The sequence below is a fragment of the Flavobacterium olei genome (genome assembly GCF_039749035.1).
Taxonomy (GTDB): Bacteria; Bacteroidota; Bacteroidia; order Flavobacteriales; family Flavobacteriaceae; genus Flavobacterium; species Flavobacterium olei.
Genome location: NZ_JBDKWC010000001.1, coordinates 387,939 through 410,403 on the forward strand (window position 1 = coordinate 387,939; position 22,465 = coordinate 410,403).

Sequence of the window (22,465 nt, forward strand, 5' to 3'; positions counted from 1 at the left end):
GTTTAATGACCTATTTATACTAAGTTAAACTATTTCACCAATGAATGAAAATATTTGGGAGTACTTTATAATTTTTACCCACTGCTAATTACTTTTGGTAAGTAATTGTAAAATAAAATTTAAAAATAAAAATACAGAAATAAAAAAAGCCACTTGAATTATGACTTTTAGCTTTTAAAAACTCTAAATATCTCTAAAACCTTATATTTGGTAAAATTATATTTTTAAACTGCTTAATAACTCAATCAATTTAGGGTCAGATGGTTTTGGAGCGCGTGCTGTCACAATATTACCATTCGGATCAAGAAGAATAAATGTCGGAACTCCATCAACACCGTAATCTTTTATGATTTTCGACTTCCATTCATTTTCTGCCAATAACTGAATCCCGCCCAATTGCTTTTCAGTAACAAATTTACTCCATTTCGTCTGATCCTTTTTTGCGTCTATTGAAATGCTGACAAATTCAATATTTTTTCCTTTATATTTTTCTTCTACTTTTTGAAGAAATGGAATCTGCTCCCGACATGGACCACACCATGTTGCCCAAAGATCAATGTAAATATATTTTCCTTTCAGGTTTTCTAAAGAAGTTTTTCCCCCTTTTTGATTTTCGTAGTCAAATGTTGGAGACGGTTTGCCAGGTTGTAAAGTATTTGCTAAATTATATTTGTCTGTAAGCTTTTGTTTCAATATCGCTTTATTTGTAATCGATGAAAATTCCTTATATAAGAGATCATAGTTTGGATTCCCGATATTTATATCATAAGACAATTTTTCAACTAAACGGTTTTTTATGCTTTGACTTTTTAAAGCTCTAATTTGTGGAATTGCATTTTTAGCCGAAACATCAAAAGGCTGATCATCATCTATTTTGACACTCGCGTAGAAGTTTCGGAGTACAATATCACAGTATTCATTTGAAAATAAAAAATCCGAATCATTGCCCAAATCCATAGTTGCATCAAGCTTTGGATATGTTTCAGAAACTATAAAATTATCCACTTGGCCATAATAATTATGATATTTTTTATAATAAAATAAATGCTTTTGTTCTAAAAAATAAATACTTCGAGCTTCTTTTTCTTTAAAATTTACATCAGTAAATTTTGTTTTTTTGTACAAATTAAGGACTGAACTTTTTATTTCATGAAGTTTTTTCAGGAATTCATTTTCACCAGGTTTATAAAGTTCCTGATCTGGAGTCGCAGAAGTAACAAGCTGTTTTTGATATAGATAATTGTTTTCCACGCTTCCTTTCCCAGTAAATTTTAAAGTTGGTGTCAGGTTTGCGTCATCAGCATTAATTACCAATCTGTAATCTTTAGAAACATATATAGGAAAGCTATTCCTGGTAGTTTCAATTTTATAAATGCGATCCAGTTCTAATACCAAATTTTCTGAAAAACTGCCATTTGCTTTTAGTTTGATTTCTTTATCCAGCAATTCTCCCTTAATCCTGATTGTGTTATTTTCTGCGTTCATTATCTTTCCAGAAATAGTTGTTATTTCTTCAGGAGTGGTAAAGGAACACAACACTATACTTAGCAATAGAAGGGAAATTTTCTTCATTTTTGGTAGTTTAAACAGTTAGTTTTGAAGTTAATACTGACTAAAAATAAGAATTAATCTTTTAAAAATGAATTTGTTGTCTATTATTTGCATGCTTTCGAAAAATAGGATACAAAAAAACTACATTTCTCGAAAGCTTTCTCTCCATACAACGAGGTTAGTCAAGGATCTTTACAATAAACATGACGAATCCGGAAATTGAACTTTCTGACACTATTACAAAAATATTTTTTTAATACGAATAACTCTTTCTAAATGAGACACTAGTCTGGTAAGTTTCAAAAATTGCAAAATTTAAATTGAGCATTTATGGTATCGTTTAAATTTAGTGTTTATCTGTGATCAAGCGAGTAACCTAAATCTTAAAATCTTTACATAAAGACAGACGGTACAGAGAGTGAAGGAAGTAAAAACTATTTAAGTTTCGTTGGAGCCTCTTTTCTACTATTGGACAGCAGAAAAAAGCACCAATTTTAAAACCCAAATAAGTTAAAACAAAAAGAGGATAATCATCACTGATTATCCTCTTGAGTGATCCCAGAAGGATTCGAACCTTCGACCTACGCATTAGAAGTGCGTTGCTCTATCCAGCTGAGCTATGGAACCAGTGAGTTTTTTGCAAAAAACCTTAAAAAGTCGGGGTGGCAGGATTCGAACCTGCGGCCTCCTGCTCCCAAAGCAGGCGCGATAACCGGGCTACGCTACACCCCGAAGGCAAAATTTAAGCGGAGAGACAGGGACTCGAACCCTGGCGACGGTTACCCGTCGACAGATTAGCAATCTGCTCCATTACCGCTCTGGCACCTCTCCAAGCTCAAGGAACGTGTCCTGTTTTGCGGTGGCAAAGGTATAACAACATTCCATATCTCACAAGTATTTTTTCCATTTTTTTAAACTTTTTTTAATCTTTTTTCAAAAAGACTTCACAATCAAACAAATAGAATTAATAAAAATTTCAAGGGAATTTAAAATCTTTCCTATTTAAACCAAAATTTGAATTTATTTAAATATTAAGTAAATTTGCTACATTAACTAATATCTAACAGAAAATGAACAAAAGAGTTGTTATCGTTTCTGCCGCTAGAACACCTATCGGAAGTTTCATGGGAGGTTTATCTACCGTACCCGCACCAAAATTAGGTGCTGCCGCTATTAAAGGCGCACTTCAAAAAATTAACCTTGACCCAAAATTAGTTGATGAAGTTTTTATGGGTAACGTAATTCAGGCCGGTGTTGGACAAGCTCCAGCACGTCAGGCGGCATTTTTTGCCGGTCTCTCTGAAGAAGTTGCCGCTACAACTGTAAACAAAGTTTGTGCTTCTGGTATGAAAGCTGTAATGTTTGCGGCCCAGGCTATTGCTTGTGGAGACGCAGAGATTGTAGTAGCCGGAGGAATGGAAAACATGAGTTTGATTCCGCATTACGTACAAATGCGTGCCGGAAATAAATTTGGCCCTGCAACAATGCTGGACGGAATGCAAAAAGATGGTCTGACAGATGCTTACGATAACAACGCAATGGGAGTTTGCGCTGATTTATGTGCAACTGAATACCAGATCAGCCGTGAAGAACAGGATGCTTATGCCATTCAGTCTTACGAAAGAAGTGCTAAAGCATGGGATTCCGGAAAATTTGATAACGAAGTGGTTCCGGTTGAAGTTCCGCAACGACGCGGAGAACCCGTTATTTTTTCAAAAGATGAAGAATACACTAATGTAAAATTAGACAAAATACCTTCTTTAAGCGCTGTTTTTACAAAAGACGGAACGGTAACTGCTGCAAATGCCTCGACAATTAATGACGGAGCTGCCGCCCTGGTTTTAATGTCTGAAGAAAAAGCAAATGCCTTAGGATTAAAACCTTTAGCTTACATAAAAGGTTACGCAGATGCCGCTCAGGAACCAAAATGGTTTACCACAAGTCCGGCAAAAGCTTTACCAAAAGCCTTGGATAAAGCTGGAATTTCGATTTCAGATGTTGATTATTTTGAATTCAACGAGGCTTTCTCTGTAGTAGGACTGGCCAATTCAAAAATTCTTAATTTAGACAATAACAAAGTAAATGTAAATGGTGGCGCGGTCTCGCTGGGACATCCCCTTGGAGCTTCGGGAGCACGTATCATTGTAACTTTGCTAAATGTCTTAGAACAAAATAATGCCAAAACCGGAGCTGCAGCAATCTGCAATGGCGGGGGCGGTGCATCTGCAATTGTTATAGAAAGAGCTTAAATAATATTATTTAAAATTAGGAGTTATGGTAAAATAGCTCCTAATTTTCAACTTATAAATTTCCATCAATGTTCGGAATTTGCAATTTAGCCATAGTACCGGTTCGAGCTGAAGCCAGCGACAGAAGTGAAATCGTAACACAACTTTTGTTTGGCGAACATATCGAAATATTAGAACGTCAAAATCAATGGGCTAAAATCCGAATTCAGTACGATGATTATGTAGGCTGGGTAGATTCTAAGCAATATCAGGTTATTTCTGAAGAGCAGTTTAAACAATTGAGCCAGGAGTCCATTATACTAAATGCAGATCTGATTGACTATATCACCGGATCTAATAACTTATTACTTCCAATTCCGCTTGGGGCTTCCTTATCATTTTTAAATAACAGCGAAATTAATACTTCAAATTTTGAATTTGAAGGAACCAAAACCAGCGGTTTAAAACCTAAAAGCGCTCTTATTAAAACCGCTTTTATGTATTTGAACGCACCTTATCTCTGGGGTGGAAAAACACCTTTCGGAATTGATTGTTCGGGGTTTACACAAATGGTTTACAAATTAAACGGCTACAAAATTCACCGTGATGCCTCTCAACAGGCTTTAGAAGGCGAACCTTTAAGCTTTATTGAAGAAAGTGAGGTCGGCGATCTGGCTTTTTTTGATAATGATGAAGGAAACATCATTCACGTTGGAATCATAATGGAGAACAATTACATTATTCACGCAAGTGGAAAAGTACGCATTGACCGTTTGGACCACACCGGAATTTATAATCCTGAAATGAACAAACATACACACAAACTTCGCGTAATCAAGAAGATTATCTAATTCTTAAAAAAGCAAAAATGACAAAACTTGAATTATCCAAAACAGGCTTTCAGATTAACAACATAACCATTGAATTCCCAATTGATATCTCAGTTTTAAAACAAGCTTTAGGAGATTGCAGACAAATCAAAAAACAGTATAACCACATTTTTACCTGGGATGATCGCGGTATTGTTGCTTTTTCTAAAGAAGGACAGGAAGCAGAAAGTCTGGCTGTTGAATTTGAAATTAAAGAATATGACTTTTGCGCAAAAAGCATTTTTGCAGGAGAATTTATTTTTGACGGACAGGAAATATTGCAATACTACAAAAACAATAAAAACGAGCTTGTCAAACTTTTTAAAGGAGACAGAAGCGGCGCTTTGGTTCGCAACGGAATCAGCGTGTGGTTTGACAAAGAAGACGACAAAATTACAAGTCTGAGTATTTCTGCGTACGAAGAAAAAGAAAAAAAGATCTCTGCAAACCTTGATTCGGAATTTAAAATTTTCGAACCTTTATGGAACGAATGGATTTTAGAAATCAATAAAATAGTGCCCACAGATAATGATTACTACAATCTTACAGAAGGTATTTCAGAAGAAGATATAGAAAATCATTCTACTTTGGAAGACGGAATTACGGTTCCTCCTGCTCTGCTCAATTTTTACAAAATCCAGAATGTAGAATACGACGCCGTTACATCAGCTTTTCAAATCCTAATAAACAACTGGCCTTATGAACTCATTCCGTTTGAAGACATTGCAGAAGAATGGAATTCTATTCAGGATTTACAATTTCACGAAGATGATCTTCCTTTAATGGATTATGACCTTGAAAAAATCAATATAAATAATTATGCAAATCCAAAATGGATTCCGTTTGCAACAGGAAGAAACGGCGATTATTTACTTTTTGATGCCGATCCTGCTCCAAAAGGAAAATTTGGGCAGATTATAGAATTGCAAAATGAATCGTGGTCAAGAGACATTGTTGCAGAATCGCTTGAAGAATTAATTCAAAACGAAATCAATAATCTCAAAACAGGCAACACAGAACATTTTGATTTTATAGTTGGAAAAGAAAATTAAATGGCATCAAATCTCTTCATAAATTGAAATTAACTTCCTGTCATCATTTCTATCCATTCAAATTTATTTTTATCTCTTTTAATCTGCTTAAATCTATAAAAATCTGCGTGAAATAAAATTCTCTATAATCCATTTAATCTGTGGCCAAATAAAATTAGAGAAATTCGTGAATTCGTGGCTAGCAAAAAAACCTAAGCACTCAATCGAATCGTTTTTCTAAATTCAGACGGACTATAGCCTTTTTGCTTTCTAAAGAATTTATTGAAATGACTTTCATCTGTAAAACCAAACTCATACGCAATTTCATTAATACGTTTGTCACTGAACTGCAAGCGATGTTCAATCAGTTTCGTTTTATAATTACTGATATATTGCTGCATCGTTTCGCTGGCATGCTTCTTAAAATAACGGCCTAAATACGTATTCGAAATTCCGAAATAACCACTTATCGATTCCGCTTTTATGCGCTCCGGATAATAAATATTATTCTGAATATACTGCAGAATATCCATTGCTTTTGCTTCTGTACTAATGGAAACCTGTTCTGGAAGATATTTCGCAATATTTCTCGCTACAATAATAATCAGCGTATTGACCAGCTGCTGAATCAATTCCTGATTGTACACATCCTTATCCTGATGTTCACGACAGATCGCCTCAATCATCACTTTTACCAGACATTTATCAGGATCATTTTTTAAAATACAACCTGGCTGGTGATTCGCATTTTGCAGAATATATTCCAAACGCTGAATATTCTCGTTCTGCAGACTTGAATTTTGCAAATAAATATCATTGAATCTCAAAAAGAAAAACCTCGTTTCCGTTTCAATCGTAAAATTATGACAATCTTCGGGCGTCAGTAAAAACAAATGCCCGGGATCGTAGCTAAAAACATTCTTATTGATACATTGAGAACCAGTTCCTTCCAGAATGTAAACCAATTCAAAAAAATTATGACGATCCCCAACATCAGGATATTCACTTAACGTCTCAAAAGAAACCGTAAAAGGTTCGTATAAATTTTCTTTTTTCATGGTTGAAATTATTTGAAGATGCAAATATACCTAAAAAAGACAAATATATACCAAATTACTATCGTAAAAACAGTATAATTTTGCCAAATCAATTTTAAACGAAAAAAATCACAATTATGGAATATAGAAAATTAGGCAATTCAGAACTGGAATTATCATCTATAACTTATGGTGCATTTGCTATTGGAGGAACCATGTGGGGCGGCACCGAAAAGAAAGAATCAATCGACTCGATCCGCGCTTCAATCGACCTCGGAGTTACCACAATCGACACGGCTCCTTTTTACGGATTTGGTTTAAGCGAAAAAATGATCGGCGAAGCCATAAAAAATTTAGATCGTTCCAAAGTTCAGTTACTGACTAAATTTGGTTTGGTTTGGGACGGAAGCAACAACGGAAAAGGCGATTTCTTTTTTGATGCTGATGATAACGGTAAAAAAGTGCCCATTTATAAATATTCATCAAAAGAAAATGTAATCAAAGAAATCGAAGACAGTTTAAAACGTCTTCAAACCGATTATATCGACTTATTGCAAATTCACTGGCCCGATGTTACCACACCCATTTCCGAAACTATGGAAGCCGTTGAAAAACTCATTCAGCAAGGAAAAATAAAAGCTTTCGGAGTAAGTAATTACAATATTGCGCAAATTCAGGAAGCGCAAAAAACCGTTCACATTGCCTCCAACCAAGTTGCATACAGCATGTTAAATCGAACAATCGAAACCGATTTAATTCCGTTTACTGTCTCAGAAAATATTGGAATCATTGCTTATAGTCCGATGGAAAGAGGTTTACTGACCGGAAAATATTTCACCGACAGCAAACTAAAAGAAAACGATCACAGAAACGGTTATTTCGGAAAATTCGACCTTCAGAAAGTAAAAACTTTAATTGAAGAATTGAGTTCACTGGCAAACGACAAACACATTTCGATCTCACAATTGGTTCTTCGCTGGACGACTTTACAAAAAGGAATTTCAATTGTTTTAGCCGGAGCCCGAAATGCAGAACAAGCCATCTCAAACGCAAAAGCCATGGATTTTGATTTATCTATTTCGGAATTAGAATTTATCAATCAGGCCATTTCTAAAGTAAAATAGCACTCATTTTTAAACACATAGAAACATAGTTTTGCTTTGCAATTAAAGACATTTCACTTACATCAATTCACATAGTCCACACAATATTGTCATTTCGACTGAAAGGAGAAATCTCAATAGAAACTTCACTAGTGGCAAATCTTTGTGGTTACGAGTGTAATTTCTCCTTTCAGTCGAAATGACAAACTTTGAGGCAAATCGGTTACAAAATTAGTTTTTTACCACCTCATGTTTCTATGTGTTAAAATTAAAATCTCAAAAAATAAATAATAAAAATAATTAGGGTGTGTCCCTCCGGGTCGGGCTTTCGGCTATATCTTTTGCTCCATTTCATTTCACAAAAGGATACCGCCTCTATCCCTCACACAACATTTCATAAGAAAAAACATTTAAAAATGACAAAGATCTTTATAATTAACGGCGGACAGAAATTCGCACATTCAGGAGGAAAATTCAATCAAACTGTTCAGGACTGGACAATTGAATTTCTGTCTAAAAACAACAATTACGAAATCAAAACAACACATATCGAAACTGAAATCGATCTTCAGGAAGAAGTAGAAAAATTCGTTTGGGCAGATGTAATCATTTACCATACACCGGTTTGGTGGTTTCAGCTGCCGAATCTTTTCAAAAAATACATCGATGACGTTTTCACACAGGGACACAACAACGGAATCTACAGAAGCGACGGAAGAAGCCGTGTAAATCCCGACATCAACTACGGAACCGGCGGACTTCTCCACGGGCGCAAATACATGTTAACTACAAGCTGGAACGCACCTGCAACCGCTTTTACGCTTCCGGGCGAGTTCTTCCAAGAAACTTCAGTAGACGACGGCGTCATGTTTGGTTTCCATAAAATGAACAAATTTACCGGAATGGAACGCATAAACGGATTTCATTTTCATGATGTCGAAAAAGGAGCAACACCAGAAAATATCATTATCTTTAAAGAGAATTATATCAAGCATTTAGAAGAAACTTTTAAAAACTTATAATTATGATTTCAATTACAGCCATTTTAAAAAGTAAACCTGAGAACTTAATTGAAGTTCAAAATATGCTGACACATCTGGTGACAGAAACCAGAAAAGAAGCAGCCTGCATTCGTTACGATTTACACACTTCAGAAAACGTTTTTATTCTTTGGGAAGAATGGAAAGATCAGATTGGACTGGATTTACACAACAATCAGTCTTATTTAAAAGAATTTATTCAAAAAACAGAAAGCTTAGTTTCAAGCCCAATTCAGGTTTACAAAACAGCTCAAATTTTATAAAGTTTTTTATAGCCACGAATTCACGAATTAATTAAAAATCCTTTGCGCATAGATTAAAAAAAATAAATTCGTGAATTCGTGGCTAAAACTTTATTTAATTCCGCCAAAAGCACCGAAACACATATTTTTGTGCAAAATTTCTACTTTAGAAAAACCAACTTTCTTCATCAGATCCAATTGATAATTCATAGATCTTGGGGTATCTTCTTTTTCGATATAATCAAGCACCTTTTGGCGATACTCTTCCCCTCCTATTCCTTCTAAATACTCCGCGTAACGTTGCCAGGTATAATCATTTAACAAATCTGTGTCTTGCGTGATCAAATCAGAAATCATTAGACAACCGCCCGGTTTCAATAATCTGAATAATTTCGTGAAAGTCGTTTCCCAATCTTCATCATCACGCAAATGATGCAAAACTGCCCCGGCCAGAATAATATCAAAGTGGTTTTCCGGCAACGGGACTTCCCGAATATCACCTTGTAAAATTTCGACATTTCCGTTTGTTTCCTGAGACACTCTCTCAAAAGCCCTTTCTAACATTGGCAAACTTAAATCGACTAAAGACGCGTTTAAATTCGGCATTTTAGAAAGCATTTTCAAAGTATAATTTCCCGCTCCGCATCCCACATCCAAAACATTTTTGGCATTTGGAACAATTCTTTTTGAAGCTTCAGTTATTAATTCTAGTGAAATTGTGGCATCGATTGTAGCGACCTGCCCTGTTTCTAAATTTGAAAATCGTTCGACATCATTGTCAAATCGTTTCCTGATTTCTTGTGTAGTTGATTTTTTCATGTTTTTTGTTTTAAGTTATAAGGTTATTTGTTATAAGTTACTGGGTTGCACTTTTTACATTTAACTTCTAACATTTAACTTCGAGTCAAAACTAAAACTTCAATATATACTTTAAAAATACTATTTTTATCAATTAATAATACTTTAAAAGTATCATGGAATTACGTCATCTAAAATATTTTCTGGCTGTAGCCGAAGAACTCAACTTTACCAAAGCGGCAGAAAAACTCTTTATTTCACAACCGCCATTAAGCCGGCAAATTATTGAACTGGAAGATGAACTGCAGGCAAAGCTTTTTATTCGAAACAACAAAAAGGTCGAACTCACTGAAGCCGGAAAATACTTTGAAAAAGAAGTAAAAGCCATTTTTCAAAATTTGGAGCAAATCAGCACAAAGACAAAGAAAATTGCAGAAAATGTGAGCGGAGAATTTCGCATTGCCTATATCAGTTCGATTTATTCTTCTGTGATTTCAGAATTAATTCAGTATCTGAAAGGGCAATTTCCTTACGTGAATTTTAAACTTTTTGAAATTTCGACAACCAAACAAATTGAAGCTTTAGAAAAAGGAAAAATAAATTTAGGAATTATTCGATCGCCAATAAAATCTCCCAAAATAAAATCGCAATTGTGGTTTCGTGACGGATTTTCGGTTGTTTTTAATAAAAATCTCATCAAAATTAATTCAGAAAAAGACATTCCGAATCTGGAGAACGAAACTTTTGTATTTTTCAATAAAGATTATGCGCCGCATTATCACGAAGTTTTATTAGAACTTTGTGCTTTTTATGGCTTTACTCCCAAAATTATTCACGAAGCCAATAATATCAATTCAATCGTACAATTAGTCAAAAACGGATTGGGAATTTCGATTATACCTTCAAACGTGGCAAAAGATAATCAAGATCAGGATTTGGGTTTTATAGAATTGAAAAAAGTGAATTTGTTAACAGATGTTTCACTGATTACTTCAAAAGAAGATTACTCTGAAATTACGCAATCGGCTGTTGCTTTTTTGTTGCCACAAAGATGCTAAGACACGAAGTTTTAATTGTTAATCTCGCAAAGGCGCTAAGACTCAAAGTTTTTTTGCAAAGTAACCATTCATTATGTCATCCTGAGGAACGAAGGATCTCCGTAAGTAGCTCCGCACCAAAAATCAAATCTTTGTCGAGTTTCTTGTGGAGATCCTTCGTTCCTCAGGATGACAAAAAAAAGAGAATAATCATTTGCTTGATCTGCCTAAATCTTATAATCCCGATAGCTATCGGGAGTGTGAAACAAAACTTTGTGCCTCTGCAACTTTGCGAGATTAAAAAAAACTTTGAGCCTTAGCGCCTTAGTGGCAAAAAATGTAGCCATAACAAAAATTCGTTACAATTTAGTACAGAAATCCACATCAGAAAAACAGAACTTTTAAATACCTTAGCAAATTATAATTCTACAATAATACAATTCAAAAAAAATGGCTGAGCAATCTTCAATTCAGTGTCCAAACTGCGGAACTCCTATCGATGTTAATGATGTTTTAAAACATCAGCTGGAAGACAGCATCCGTAAGGAATTTCAACAAAAGGCTAATCTTCAAAATCGTGAATTAGAACTTAAAAACGAACAATTAGAAAAAGCCAAATTAGAATTTGAAGCCAAGAAAAAACACGAAAACGAACTTTTTGCTGAGCGATTAGAGCGTGAGAAAAAAGCGGCTGAAAAAGAAATTGGTGAGAAACTAAAAACCAAACTGGAAGAAGAAAACAAAGACCGGTTGTTATTGATGGAAAAAGAACTCTCTGAAAAATCAGCAAAAATCAGGGAGCTAAACAAAATGGAAGGTGAAATCGCCAAACTCCAACGCGAAAAACTGGAAATGAAAGATGCGATTCAAGCCGAAGCAGAAAAACAATTGAATACGCAATTGGCTTTGGAACGCGAAAAAATAAGAAAACAGGAAGACGACAAAAACGAGTTAAAATTTAAAGAGCTCCAAAAGCAGTTGGAAGAACAAAAAAAGCTGACGGAAGAAATGAAACGCAAGCAGGAACAAGGTTCTATGCAGTTACAGGGCGAAGTAATGGAATTGGCAATTGAAGAATGGCTGGCCAACAACTTTCCGCTAGACAGTATCGATGAAATTAAAAAAGGTGCAAACGGAGCAGATTGTCTTCAGATTGTCAACACACGTGAGCACCAAAATTGCGGTTCTATTTATTACGAAAGTAAAAGAACAAAAGCGTTTCAGCCTTCGTGGATTGAGAAGTTTAAAAACGATATCAGAATCAAGAGAGCCAATATCGGCGTTTTGGTTACTGAAGTAATGCCCGCCGGAATGGAGAGAATGGGAATGCGGGACGGAATCTGGATTTGTACATATGAAGAATTTAAAGGTTTAAGTGCTGTTTTGCGTCAGTCTTTAATTCAGGTCAATCAGGCGGTTCAGGCACAGGAAAACAAAGGCGATAAAATGGAAATGTTATACGACTTCCTGACAAGCAACGAATTTCGTTTACAAATTGAAGGTATTGTAGAAGGTTTTACACAAATGCAAAGTGACTTAGATTCAGAGAAAAGAGCCATGCAGAGAATCTGGAAACAACGCGAAAAGCAAATAGAAAAAGTGGTTCATAACACTCTGGGAATGTATGGTTCGATTCGTGGTATCGCCGGAAATGCCGTTCAAAGTGTAAAAGCTTTGGAATTGGATTTTATTGAAGGTAATGAAGAAGAAAACGACGATCCTAAGGAATTGTTTGAATAATTCTTTTATACTATGTTTCCCAATGGTTGAAACCATTGGCTATGTTCAATTGATTCTGCTCAATAGATTTTCGTTTTAGTTTGTCATTTCAACGAAGGAGAAATCGCACTAGTTTGTCGACAAAGATTGGAGACTTTGTTTGCGGAATTTCTTGTGCGATTTCTCCTTTCAGTCGAAATGACAGAACTGGCAAAAACCTGAAACTTTAAACTTGAAACAAATAAAAAACTTCTAATCAACCTTCTTAAAAACAATCAATTTCGTTGAAGGATTAGAAAGTGTCAATCGGTTATCTCCAATAGAATAAGTAGTCGCCGCCTGCAAAGCTTTCAAAAACTCTCCTTCTTTATTTCCCTGAGGGCAAGCCATTAGAGTAGAAACCACTTTGCTAAAACGTAAAACATCTTTTTCAAAAAATATTTGTCCTGTCATAGAATTACAGCCTCCAAAACCGGAAAATCGGTTTTCTGCAGAATTAATTTCGACTCTGGGAAATTCCTTCTGAAAGTCAGTTATAAATACCTTATACCCATTTAATTCCTCTAAAACCCAAATATCGTGTAAACGATAATCTGTAAGATACTTACCGCAACCGGTTAGTTTTTGCGTTTCTAATTCTGAATTATTCCTGATTTCCACTTTTGCACTGTAGGGTGAAATAGCACCCGACATAGAATCCTGACAATCTAATTGCTGAATTGTAATAGTGGCAGTCGTTTTTTCGTTACTTACCTTGTACATTTTTACATTAGCATCCATTGCTTTAACAGGTTCGGCAGATGAGAATGTGATATTTTCTTTCCCCGGAATAATAGAGGTAAAAACAACTTTCTCGTTTCCCAGTTTTATACTCCAAAAAGGTTCGTTTCCGGAAGCTTTAAAATAATAGTGTAAATCCTCTTCTGTAGATGGTACCGAAGAAACAGTATTGGAATCTTTTCCAGCAACTGATTTACAACTTGTTATTATCATAAATAACAACAAAAGTGAAAGTATTTTTTTCATGAGATTTAGAATTAAAAATATCTTTAGTTAAAACACAGGTAAATTCTTATGAATTTACGACATTTTTTTAAAAATCTTATTTAGAATCTTTTCAAATTTAGAAAAAATGCAATAGAGCAAATTTTTAAAAACTTCGCACTACGTAAGGCATCCCAATAAAATACTTAGATCTTAGAAATCAAAAATTAATTAAAATTAAATTAATACGTATTTTTATAAGTATAAATACTTATATTTGCGTAGTAATACTTAATTAATGAAATCATGATAAGAGTAATAGTAGTTGGAAACGGCATGGTTGGTTATAAATTTTGTGAAAAGTTTGTTGCAAAATCGGGACAGGAAAAGTATCAGATTACAGTGTTTGGTGAAGAACCACGAAGAGCTTACGACCGTGTCCATTTAAGTGAATACTTTGGTGGTAAAACGGCAGATGATCTTTCTTTGTCAACAACAGAATGGTACTTAGAAAATAACATTACTCTCAATACATCTGAATTAATTACAGATATTAATCGCGATGTTAAAACGATCCATACTCATTTGGGCAAAACACATACGTACGACTACTTAGTTTTAGCTACTGGCTCTTCTGCTTTTGTACCGCCAATTGAAGGCGTAGAAAAAGAAGGTGTCTTTGTTTACAGAACGATAGAAGATCTGGACGCTATTATGACATACGCAAAAAAAATAAAACAAAGAGGTGCGACAGAAGCCGCAGTTTTAGGAGGCGGATTATTAGGTCTTGAAGCTGCAAAAGCGGTAAGAGATTTAGGATTGAATCCGCATGTAGTGGAATTTGCACCCCGTTTGATGCCGAGACAATTAGATCAGGGCGCGAGCGATATGCTCCAGTCGAAAATTGAGGAATTGAATATTGGAATTCACCTTAATAAAGCAACACAATACATTGACGGAAAAGAAAGTATAACAGGAATGATGTTTGCCAACGACGAATTGCTAAAAGTGGATATGTTGGTTATTTCTGCCGGAATTAAACCCCGCGACGAACTGGCAAGAGTTTCCGGATTAGAAGTTGGCGTAAGGGGCGGAATCGTGGTCAACAACCAAATGCAGACATCTGATCCTTCGATATTTGCTATTGGTGAAGCGGCACTTTACAACCAAAACATTTACGGACTTGTTGCTCCCGGCTACGAGATGGCCGATGTGGCTGCCGAGCAGATCTTAAATGGCGATAAAACCATGAGAGAAACCATCGACATGTCGACACAATTAAAATTAATTGGTGTTGAAGTAGCAAGTTTTGGTGATCCTTTTATTGAAAATGAACATGTAACTGCGATCGTATACGAAAACAAATTAAGTGGAATTTATAAAAGAATAAACGTTACAAAAGATTCTAAAACTTTATTGGGCGGAATCTTAGTGGGCGATTCAAGCGATTACAATTCGTTATTTCAGATTTATAATAACGGAATAGCTTTGCCTAAAAATCCGGAAGATTTGATTTTAGGTTCGCGCGACGGATCTGAAGGTTCTTCAATGGGAAGTGTCATGGATTTGCCGGATACTGCTGTAATTTGTTCCTGCGAAAATGTAACCAAAGGCGCTATCTGCTGTAAAATTTTAGACGAAAGCTGTGCTTCATTTTCAGATGTTGCTAAAGCAACAAAAGCGACATCCGGATGCGGAGGCTGTAAACCAATGGTTTCTGATTTGGTAAAAGCCACTCAAAAATCGCTGGGAAAAGAAGTCAAAGAGGTAATTTGCGAACATTTTAACTACACCCGTCAGGAATTATTTGATTTGGTTAAAATCAATAAATATGAAAATTTCTATGATGTACTGGATCACCACGGAAAAGGTGACGGCTGCGAAATCTGTAAACCCGTTGTAGCTTCTATCTTCTCCAGTATTTACAATGACACAGCAAACAAACACGTAACTACACAAGATACAAACGATAGATTTTTAGCTAATATTCAAAGAAACGGAACCTATTCTGTAGTGCCAAGAGTTGCCGGCGGTGAAATAACAGCAGAAAAACTAATTGTAATAGGCGAAGTAGCAAAACAATTCGATTTGTACACCAAAATAACCGGAGCGCAAAGAGTCGATTTATTCGGAGCGCATCTAAGTGATCTGCCAAAAATCTGGAAAATATTAATCGATAATGGCTTTGAAAGTGGTCACGCCTACGGAAAATCCCTTCGTGCCGTAAAAAGCTGTGTTGGAAACGCCTGGTGCCGCTACGGAATGGACGACAGCGCCGGATTTGCGATAGAACTGGAAAATCGCTACAAAGGAATTCGTTCTCCGCATAAATTAAAAGGTGGTGTTTCGGCCTGCATCCGCGAATGCGCAGAAGCACGCGGAAAAGATTTCGGTTTAATCGCTGTTGAAGGTGGCTGGAATTTATACATCGCCGGAAATGGTGGTGCAAACCCAAAACACGCCGTTTTACTAGCCGAAAAAATCGACAAAGCAACCGTGATCAAATACATGGATCGTTTCTTAATGTATTACATAAGAACTGCCGGTCCGCTAATTCGAACATCAACATGGTTAGAAAAACTGGACGGAGGTTTAGAATATCTAAAACAAGTAATTATTGAAGACAGTTTAGGAATTTGTGAAACTCTTGAAACCGAAATGCAGACGATGGTAAACACTTTTGAATGCGAATGGAAACAGGTTTTAGAAAAACCAAGATTATTAAAACGTTTCAGTCACTTTGTTAACACAGACGAGAAAGATGATAATATAGCTTTTGTGCCTTTAAGAGATCAAAAAGCACCAAAAGCCTGGTCATAAAAAAAATCTCGCAAAGACGCAAGGTCGCAAAGCTAATTGCAAAGTTTACGAAAAAAACTTTGCGTCCTTGCGACTCCGCGAGATTAAAAGACAAAGAATAGAAAAAAAACTCTGCGCCTTCGCGTCTTCGTGTCAAAAAAATCAGCTCCAAAAAAAGAAAAAAAAATTAAGCGTTTGCTGTCCTTCTTACCCTCTTTTTTACTGCGCCATCATAACTCTTATGATTGTAAAAAGAGGGCTAAGAAACAGGAACTAAAACAAAAAAAACCATGGAAGAAATCTTAAATCAATACGAAACAGTTCATGCGAGCGAGGCGACAATTTGGTTCAAAGCAGGTAAAATTGAAGATTTTCCAACCAATCGTGGCGGATGTATCAAATACAAAAACAAACAAATCGCGATTTTTAATTTCGCACGTCGCAACGCCTGGTACGCCTGCCAAAATGCCTGCCCGCACAAAATGGAAATGGTGCTTTCAAGAGGAATGACCGGTTCTGCAGACGATATTCCGAAAATTGCCTGCCCGATGCATAAAAAGACATTTTCGCTTGTTGATGGTTCTAACTTAAATGGCGAAGATTTTAAAATAGCAACCTATCCGGTAAAACTCATTGAAGACGAGGTATTTGTTGGGTTTGTGGATTAGAATTTGAAGAAGCAAGAAACAAGAAGCAAGAGGATACAGATTTTTTAAAATCTTGCTTCTTGCTTCTTTCATCTCTTTCTCCGACTATTAATTTCCGCACTAATTCCCTATCTTTGAAATCTATTACTAAACCAAAAATGACAACACCTTTTCAAAAAGCCAGCGAATGGATTGATGCCGAAAACGCGCAAGATCCAAACATCGAATTAGATCAAAATATTGAATATCCTAAAGAATTATTGTATTCTAACAGGATGTACAAAAAGCTTTTACAATTTGAACCTAATGCTTCAGAAGAAGTTCAGATCGCTTCAAAAGCACAGCATATCTGCAGATGGAAAGTCGCGCGCGAATCCTACCCGATGGATCGTGTCGGTTATTTGAAATGGCGCGGAGATTTGAAAAAATTTCATGCTGAAACCACTGCTGAAATTTTAGAAAAAGCCGGTTACGACCAAACCTTTATCGACCGCGTTTCCTTTCTAATTGAAAAAAAACTATTAAAAAAAGATGCAGAAACGCAATTGCTCGAAGACGTAATCTGCCTTGTTTTTCTGGATTATTATTTAGAGCCTTTCGTGCAGAAACACGACGAAGAGAAACTCAAAAACATCATCAAAAAAACCTGGGAGAAAATGTCGGACAAAGGACATCAGGAAGCCTTAAAAATCAATTATTCTGAAGAAAATTTAAATCTCATAAAAGCATCTTTAGGTTTATAAAAAAATATGAAGAAAAGCAATCCTGAAGCAGCAGAAAAAATTACTTTCAAAAATTTACGGCGACTGTATTTTTTTGCGCTGCTTACTATTGCCTTAACTATAATTATTAGTCAGTTTTTAGTTCAATACAATCTCAATCAGCAGTTAAGCGATTCTAAAATCATTAATTTTTCGGGCAAACAAAGAATGCTGAGCCAGAAAATTGTTAAAGAAGTTCTGATTCTGCATTATGTTTCTGATACTGCTTCTGCTGAACAAATTTCGCATTTAGAAGAAGTACTTTCACTTTGGAAAAAAAACCAGAATGCACTCAAAAACGGAAATGACAGTTTGGCTTTTCCAAAAGAAAAAAGCGAAAATTTAAACCAACTGTATATCGAAATCAATCCGATTTTCAATACAATGGCACATTCTGCAGATTTATTTTTATCGAATTTAAAACAGAAAAAACACTCAGGGGACAATCAAAAACTGGTTCAGAACATTTTAGAAAACGAAGGACCTTTCCTTTCTAAAATGAATGAAATCGTAACACAATACGATCTCGAAGCCCACGAAAAAGTAACCGAACAACGCCGAATTGAATATTGGATCTTCGGTTTTACACTTTTGATTTTACTACTGGAATTTTTCTTCATTTTCAAACCAACCAACAAAAAAATCGAAAGGTTAATCGCCAAGCTTTTAGCATCAGAAAAGAAAGCTTTAAAACTAGCCTACGATACCGAAGTCATCAGCGAAATAAAAGAAAACTCCGTAAAAGAGCTTAAATCGCTCAATTATGCGATGGAAAACACTTTATTGTATTGTCGAATTTCACCCGACGGATCCATTATTCATATCGGGGAAAAATTTGCCAAACTTTTAAATTATACTAAGTTTTCATCTAACAAAAAATTCTCAGAAGTCCTTACCGAAGACGAAAAAGAACAGGTTAATTTCGATCGTTTAATTTTCGAAAAACAGCGAAGCGGCTGGCAGGGCGAACTTAAAATTGTCAATAAAGACGAAAAAGAAATCTGGCTCGATTTGTCGATGGTTCCCGTTATGATCAAGAAAGACGAACTCGAACTTTTAATTGTTTGTTTCAATATTACCGAACGCAAAAAAGCACAACGGGAAGTTGAGCGTCTAAACCTTGAAAATACAACCGAAAAAATCAATCAGCAAAAGATTATTTCAAGCAAAATCGTTGAAAATCAGGAAAACGAACAAAACCGAATCGCCAAAGAAATTCACGACGGAATTGGTCAGATGTTAACCGGTTTAAAATTCAGTTTAGAAAGCATCAATCTGGACGACAGAGAAAAATCAGAACAAAAAATTGAATATTTAAAGAAACTTTCGCTGGATATTATAAAAGGCGTAAGAACAGCAACTTTCAATCTGATGCCGCCGGAATTAAGCGATCACGGAATAGTTTCCTCACTTTCAAAACTCACGCAGGAACTTTCAAAACTCACCGGAAAAGAAATCCTTTTCTACAACAAAACCGATTTTGACCAGCGTCTGGATTCCCTAATCGAAATCAACATTTACCGTCTCACACAGGAAGCCATCAACAACGCCATAAAATATGCCGAATCATCGCATATTATTGTCCAGCTTTCCCACAGCGAAACACTTTTGAGCATCATTGTAGACGACAACGGAAAAGGTTTCGACGTCAATTCGGTAGACAAAAAACGCAACAGCGAATCCGGCATGGGACTTCTTTTCATGAAAGAAAGAATCCAGTACGTCAACGGCCGCGTTTTCATGAACTCCATTCCCGGCGAAGGAACGAGAATTACTTTCAATATTCCGATTCTTAAGTAGGAAATTCCAATTTGTGACAATCTTTGTCAGGCACAGCATCGCGAGACTTCGTGAGAAATCCCGCAAAGTAAACCACAATCTAAAATAATTAGGGCGAGCCACCATTAAGAAAAGGGGCTAAAAGTTGCATGTCTACATAAAGCCCCTTTCCTTAATGCTGTCGGGCTGTCCACGCTACTTCGGTAGCCTGCTCCCATCCCTCTCGCGGCCAAACGGTTTCAAAAGATGTTTTATACTAATTGATTTATCATTCAATAATCAACATAATCCTTGTCATCTCGACGAAGGAGAGATCGCACTAGAAACTCCACAATCTGAATCGCCAATCTTTGTAGAATCCCTCGTGCGATCTCTCCTTCGTCGAGATGACAAACCTAATGCGTAAAACTTTGTCAAAGTTGAACTCTCTGCATTTGGAATTTATTTATTGGAATTTATCATTAAGATTTCTAATGATTTTTTAATATTCGAATCTCTAAATACAAAATTTGAATTTTACTTTTAAAAAAAGTACGTATATTAGCATCTTCTTTTTAGATGAATATACGTAAAAATTCAAAATCAAAATTAAGTAAACTATGAGTAATATCATTCGTGTAGTGTTGGCAGACGATCATGTTTTTGTTCGGGACGGAATCAAATCTTTACTGGAAAATGAAGCAAACATTGAGGTTGTCGGTGAAGCAATTGACGGTGCAGATGCGCTCGAAGTACTTGCCGAAACAAAACCGGATTTACTTATAGTAGATATCCGTATGCCTCACTTAACAGGTATAGAGGTAGTAGAAAAACTTAGAACTGATAATAACAACGTAAAAATCATCATGCTTTCGATGCACGAATCGGAAGAATATGTGCTAAAATCCATAAAAGCCGGAGCAGACGGTTATTTACTAAAAGGTTCAAGCAAAGAAGAATTCTTAAAAGCCCTGCATATTGTGGCATCAGGCGGAAAATATTTCAGCGGTGATATTTCATCCATCTTAATTAGTCAGCTTACCAATGGCACACCTTCATTGGAACCTAAACAAACTTTGGGCGAGGAAATGATGATTACCAAAAGAGAAAAAGAAATCCTGACACTTTTATTATCCGGAAAAGGAAATAAGGAAATCGCTGAAGCACTGGATATCAGTAAAAGAACTGCCGAAGTGCACCGTTTTAACCTGATGAAAAAACTAAAAGTTAAAAACTTAATGGAACTTTCTAACAAAGCGAGTGAATATTCGTTAATATAAAATTACGTATAAATACTTAATTATTTTTTAAAAACTGCGTTTTAGCAGGTTTTAACTAAGTTATAGTACTTATTTTTACATAAAAATATAAGTGCTATGAAAAATACAAACTCATTATCGCAATCACACAAAATTTTATTTTTAAACACATTGGCCTTCACGGTGTGTTTTGCCTGCTGGACACTAAACGGTGTGCTGGTAACCTTTTTGGTCGATAACGGCATTTTTCACTGGAGTGTTGTCCAGGTGGGATGGCTTTTAGGAATTCCGATTTTAACGGGATCTATAATGCGTCTGCCAATTGGAATCCTAACCGATAAATTTGGCGGTAAATATGTCTTTTCACTTTTACTACTGCTTTCATCAATACCTTTATTTCTCCTTCCCTACGCCCACAGTTTTTTTATGTTTGCCTTATTAAGTTTCTTTTTCGGAATGGTCGGAACGAGTTTTGCAGTCGGAATTGGCTACACCTCAATCTGGTACCCAAAAGAATGGCAGGGCCGCGCGCTGGGAATTTTCGGAATGGGAAATGCCGGTGCAGCAATTACCACCTTTCTGGCTCCCTCCCTGTTAAACCATTTTTCGATTGGGGACCCACAAAATGGGTGGAAAATTCTTCCGGTAATCTACGCCATTTCATTAGTAGTAATCGGAATAGCGTTTCTGATCTTTGCTGAAAATAAAAAACTCGAAAACAATTCCAAAACGATTCCACAAATGCTTAAGCCTTTAAAATCGGAAAGAGTATGGCGATTTGGAGCGTATTACTTTTTAGTTTTCGGATGTTTTGTAGCCTATTCGCAATGGCTTTTACCTAATTTCATGAATGTCTATCAGACCAGTCTGGTAATGGGCGGATTGTTTGCTACGATGTTTAGTCTTCCTTCTGGTGTTATAAGAGCATTTGGTGGTTATTTATCAGATAAATTCGGAGCCAGAAAAGTGATGTACTGGGTTTTAACCTCTTCGGTACTATTAAGCGCCTTATTAATGATCCCGAAAATGGAAATCACTACTGCAGGCCCCGGAATTCTAGCGGCTAAAAAAGGAGTTGTAAACCAAATAAGTGACAAAACGGTAAAAGTTGGCGATAAAGAATATCCAATTATGCAAAAAGCATCTATTGTAAATGAAAACACTATTTTTCCAACTACTTCAAGCTGGCAGAATGTAGTGGTTGCCAACAATCAAAATGTGGCAAAAAAGGAACTGATTGCCAAAGGAGTTACGGTTATAAAATTTGATGCAAACATGTGGGTTTTTCTCATTTTGGTAATTCTGATTGGCATTTCCTGGGGGATTGGAAAAGCCGCCGTATACAAACATATTCCGGAATATTTTCCCAATGAAGTGGGTGTGGTAGGCGGAATGGTCGGAATGATTGGTGGTTTAGGAGGCTTCTTTGGCCCTATCATTTTTGGCTATTTATTAACTGCAACCGGTATCTGGTCCAGTTCATGGATTTTTATCTTATTATTTTCGATGGTTTGTTTGATCTGGATGCATTATACCATAACGCAACTAACAAAAGAAAGACAAATTAAAGCAGGCAGCAAAGAACTGAATCCAGTGTATTAA

The 22,465-nt window shown here is 35.9% G+C and carries 18 protein-coding genes and 3 tRNA genes; 14 read left to right on the plus strand and 7 right to left on the minus strand.

What is annotated here, in order from left to right; all coding sequences use genetic code 11:
* Positions 1-216: 216 nt before the first annotated feature.
* From ABEB31_RS01620 to ABEB31_RS01635, 4 genes are all read right to left on the minus strand, one after another.
* Positions 217-1,572, minus strand: a complete 1,356-nt coding sequence (locus ABEB31_RS01620; RefSeq protein WP_347049597.1) for a TlpA family protein disulfide reductase — start codon at positions 1,570-1,572, stop codon at positions 217-219.
* 532 nt (positions 1,573-2,104) lie between these two features.
* A tRNA-Arg gene (locus ABEB31_RS01625) sits at positions 2,105-2,178 on the minus strand.
* Between the two features lie 30 nt (positions 2,179-2,208).
* A tRNA-Pro gene (locus tag ABEB31_RS01630) sits at positions 2,209-2,283 on the minus strand.
* A 15-nt stretch (positions 2,284-2,298) separates the two neighbouring features.
* Positions 2,299-2,382, minus strand: a tRNA-Ser gene (locus ABEB31_RS01635).
* 239 nt (positions 2,383-2,621) lie between these two features.
* Here ABEB31_RS01635 and ABEB31_RS01640 point away from each other — a divergent pair.
* The 3 genes from ABEB31_RS01640 (at position 2,622) to ABEB31_RS01650 (ending at position 5,700) form a co-directional block, all read left to right on the plus strand.
* Positions 2,622-3,800 carry an acetyl-CoA C-acyltransferase gene (locus tag ABEB31_RS01640; protein WP_347049598.1) on the plus strand — a complete coding sequence of 393 codons (1,179 nt, stop codon included), beginning with the start codon at positions 2,622-2,624 and terminating at the stop codon, positions 3,798-3,800.
* Positions 3,801-3,868: 68 nt separating this feature from the next.
* Entirely contained in the window at positions 3,869-4,630 is a 762-nt protein-coding gene (locus ABEB31_RS01645; protein WP_347049599.1) for a C40 family peptidase, read from the plus strand.
* A gap of 17 nt (positions 4,631-4,647) precedes the next feature.
* Positions 4,648-5,700: an SMI1/KNR4 family protein gene (locus ABEB31_RS01650; protein ID WP_347049600.1), complete on the plus strand. Its 1,053-nt coding sequence runs from the start codon at positions 4,648-4,650 to the stop codon at positions 5,698-5,700.
* Positions 5,701-5,891: 191 nt separating this feature from the next.
* Here ABEB31_RS01650 and ABEB31_RS01655 read toward each other — a convergent pair whose 3' ends face one another.
* Complete coding sequence (locus ABEB31_RS01655) at positions 5,892-6,737, minus strand: AraC family transcriptional regulator (protein ID WP_347049601.1); 846 nt, start codon at positions 6,735-6,737, stop codon at positions 5,892-5,894.
* A 116-nt stretch (positions 6,738-6,853) separates the two neighbouring features.
* Between ABEB31_RS01655 and ABEB31_RS01660 the strand changes: the two genes are divergently transcribed.
* The 3 genes from ABEB31_RS01660 to ABEB31_RS01670 all read left to right on the plus strand — a co-directional run bounded on the left by ABEB31_RS01660 (position 6,854) and on the right by ABEB31_RS01670 (position 9,122).
* The gene (locus ABEB31_RS01660) at positions 6,854-7,840 is read left to right on the plus strand and encodes an aldo/keto reductase (RefSeq protein WP_347049602.1); all 987 of its coding nucleotides are present in this window, start codon (positions 6,854-6,856) and stop codon (positions 7,838-7,840) included.
* Positions 7,841-8,235: 395 nt separating this feature from the next.
* Positions 8,236-8,841 (plus strand): NAD(P)H-dependent oxidoreductase, encoded by a 606-nt coding sequence (locus ABEB31_RS01665; protein WP_347049603.1) that lies wholly within the window; start codon positions 8,236-8,238, stop codon positions 8,839-8,841.
* Positions 8,842-8,843: 2 nt separating this feature from the next.
* Positions 8,844-9,122 (plus strand): putative quinol monooxygenase, encoded by a 279-nt coding sequence (locus ABEB31_RS01670; RefSeq protein ID WP_347049604.1) that lies wholly within the window; start codon positions 8,844-8,846, stop codon positions 9,120-9,122.
* Positions 9,123-9,212: 90 nt separating this feature from the next.
* On the opposite strand, the gene ABEB31_RS01675 is transcribed toward ABEB31_RS01670, so the two are convergent.
* Positions 9,213-9,920: a class I SAM-dependent methyltransferase gene (locus tag ABEB31_RS01675; protein WP_347049605.1), complete on the minus strand. Its 708-nt coding sequence runs from the start codon at positions 9,918-9,920 to the stop codon at positions 9,213-9,215.
* A gap of 155 nt (positions 9,921-10,075) precedes the next feature.
* Here ABEB31_RS01675 and ABEB31_RS01680 point away from each other — a divergent pair, with 155 nt between their 5' ends.
* Both ABEB31_RS01680 and ABEB31_RS01685 read left to right on the plus strand, forming a co-directional pair.
* Positions 10,076-10,957 carry a LysR family transcriptional regulator gene (locus ABEB31_RS01680; RefSeq protein WP_347049606.1) on the plus strand — a complete coding sequence of 294 codons (882 nt, stop codon included), beginning with the start codon at positions 10,076-10,078 and terminating at the stop codon, positions 10,955-10,957.
* Positions 10,958-11,386: 429 nt separating this feature from the next.
* Positions 11,387-12,676, plus strand: coding sequence for a DUF2130 domain-containing protein (locus ABEB31_RS01685; RefSeq protein WP_347049607.1), 1,290 nt, complete (start codon positions 11,387-11,389; stop codon positions 12,674-12,676).
* A 231-nt stretch (positions 12,677-12,907) separates the two neighbouring features.
* Here ABEB31_RS01685 and ABEB31_RS01690 read toward each other — a convergent pair whose 3' ends face one another.
* Entirely contained in the window at positions 12,908-13,681 is a 774-nt protein-coding gene (locus ABEB31_RS01690; protein WP_347049608.1) for an META domain-containing protein, read from the minus strand.
* 264 nt (positions 13,682-13,945) lie between these two features.
* On the opposite strand from ABEB31_RS01690, the gene nirB reads away from it, so the two are divergent.
* The 6 genes from nirB to ABEB31_RS01720 all read left to right on the plus strand — a co-directional run bounded on the left by nirB (position 13,946) and on the right by ABEB31_RS01720 (position 22,465).
* The gene (nirB, locus tag ABEB31_RS01695; protein ID WP_347049609.1) at positions 13,946-16,459 is read left to right on the plus strand and encodes a nitrite reductase large subunit NirB; all 2,514 of its coding nucleotides are present in this window, start codon (positions 13,946-13,948) and stop codon (positions 16,457-16,459) included.
* Between the two features lie 269 nt (positions 16,460-16,728).
* The gene (gene nirD / locus ABEB31_RS01700; protein WP_347049610.1) at positions 16,729-17,106 is read left to right on the plus strand and encodes a nitrite reductase small subunit NirD; all 378 of its coding nucleotides are present in this window, start codon (positions 16,729-16,731) and stop codon (positions 17,104-17,106) included.
* A 137-nt stretch (positions 17,107-17,243) separates the two neighbouring features.
* Complete coding sequence (locus ABEB31_RS01705; RefSeq protein WP_347049611.1) at positions 17,244-17,828, plus strand: DUF4202 domain-containing protein; 585 nt, start codon at positions 17,244-17,246, stop codon at positions 17,826-17,828.
* 6 nt (positions 17,829-17,834) lie between these two features.
* On the plus strand, positions 17,835-19,646 hold the full coding sequence (locus ABEB31_RS01710) for a PAS domain-containing sensor histidine kinase (RefSeq protein WP_347049612.1): 1,812 nt from the start codon (positions 17,835-17,837) through the stop codon (positions 19,644-19,646).
* Positions 19,647-20,224: 578 nt separating this feature from the next.
* Positions 20,225-20,884 carry a response regulator gene (locus tag ABEB31_RS01715; RefSeq protein ID WP_347049613.1) on the plus strand — a complete coding sequence of 220 codons (660 nt, stop codon included), beginning with the start codon at positions 20,225-20,227 and terminating at the stop codon, positions 20,882-20,884.
* 96 nt (positions 20,885-20,980) lie between these two features.
* On the plus strand, positions 20,981-22,465 hold the full coding sequence (locus ABEB31_RS01720) for an MFS transporter (RefSeq protein ID WP_347049614.1): 1,485 nt from the start codon (positions 20,981-20,983) through the stop codon (positions 22,463-22,465).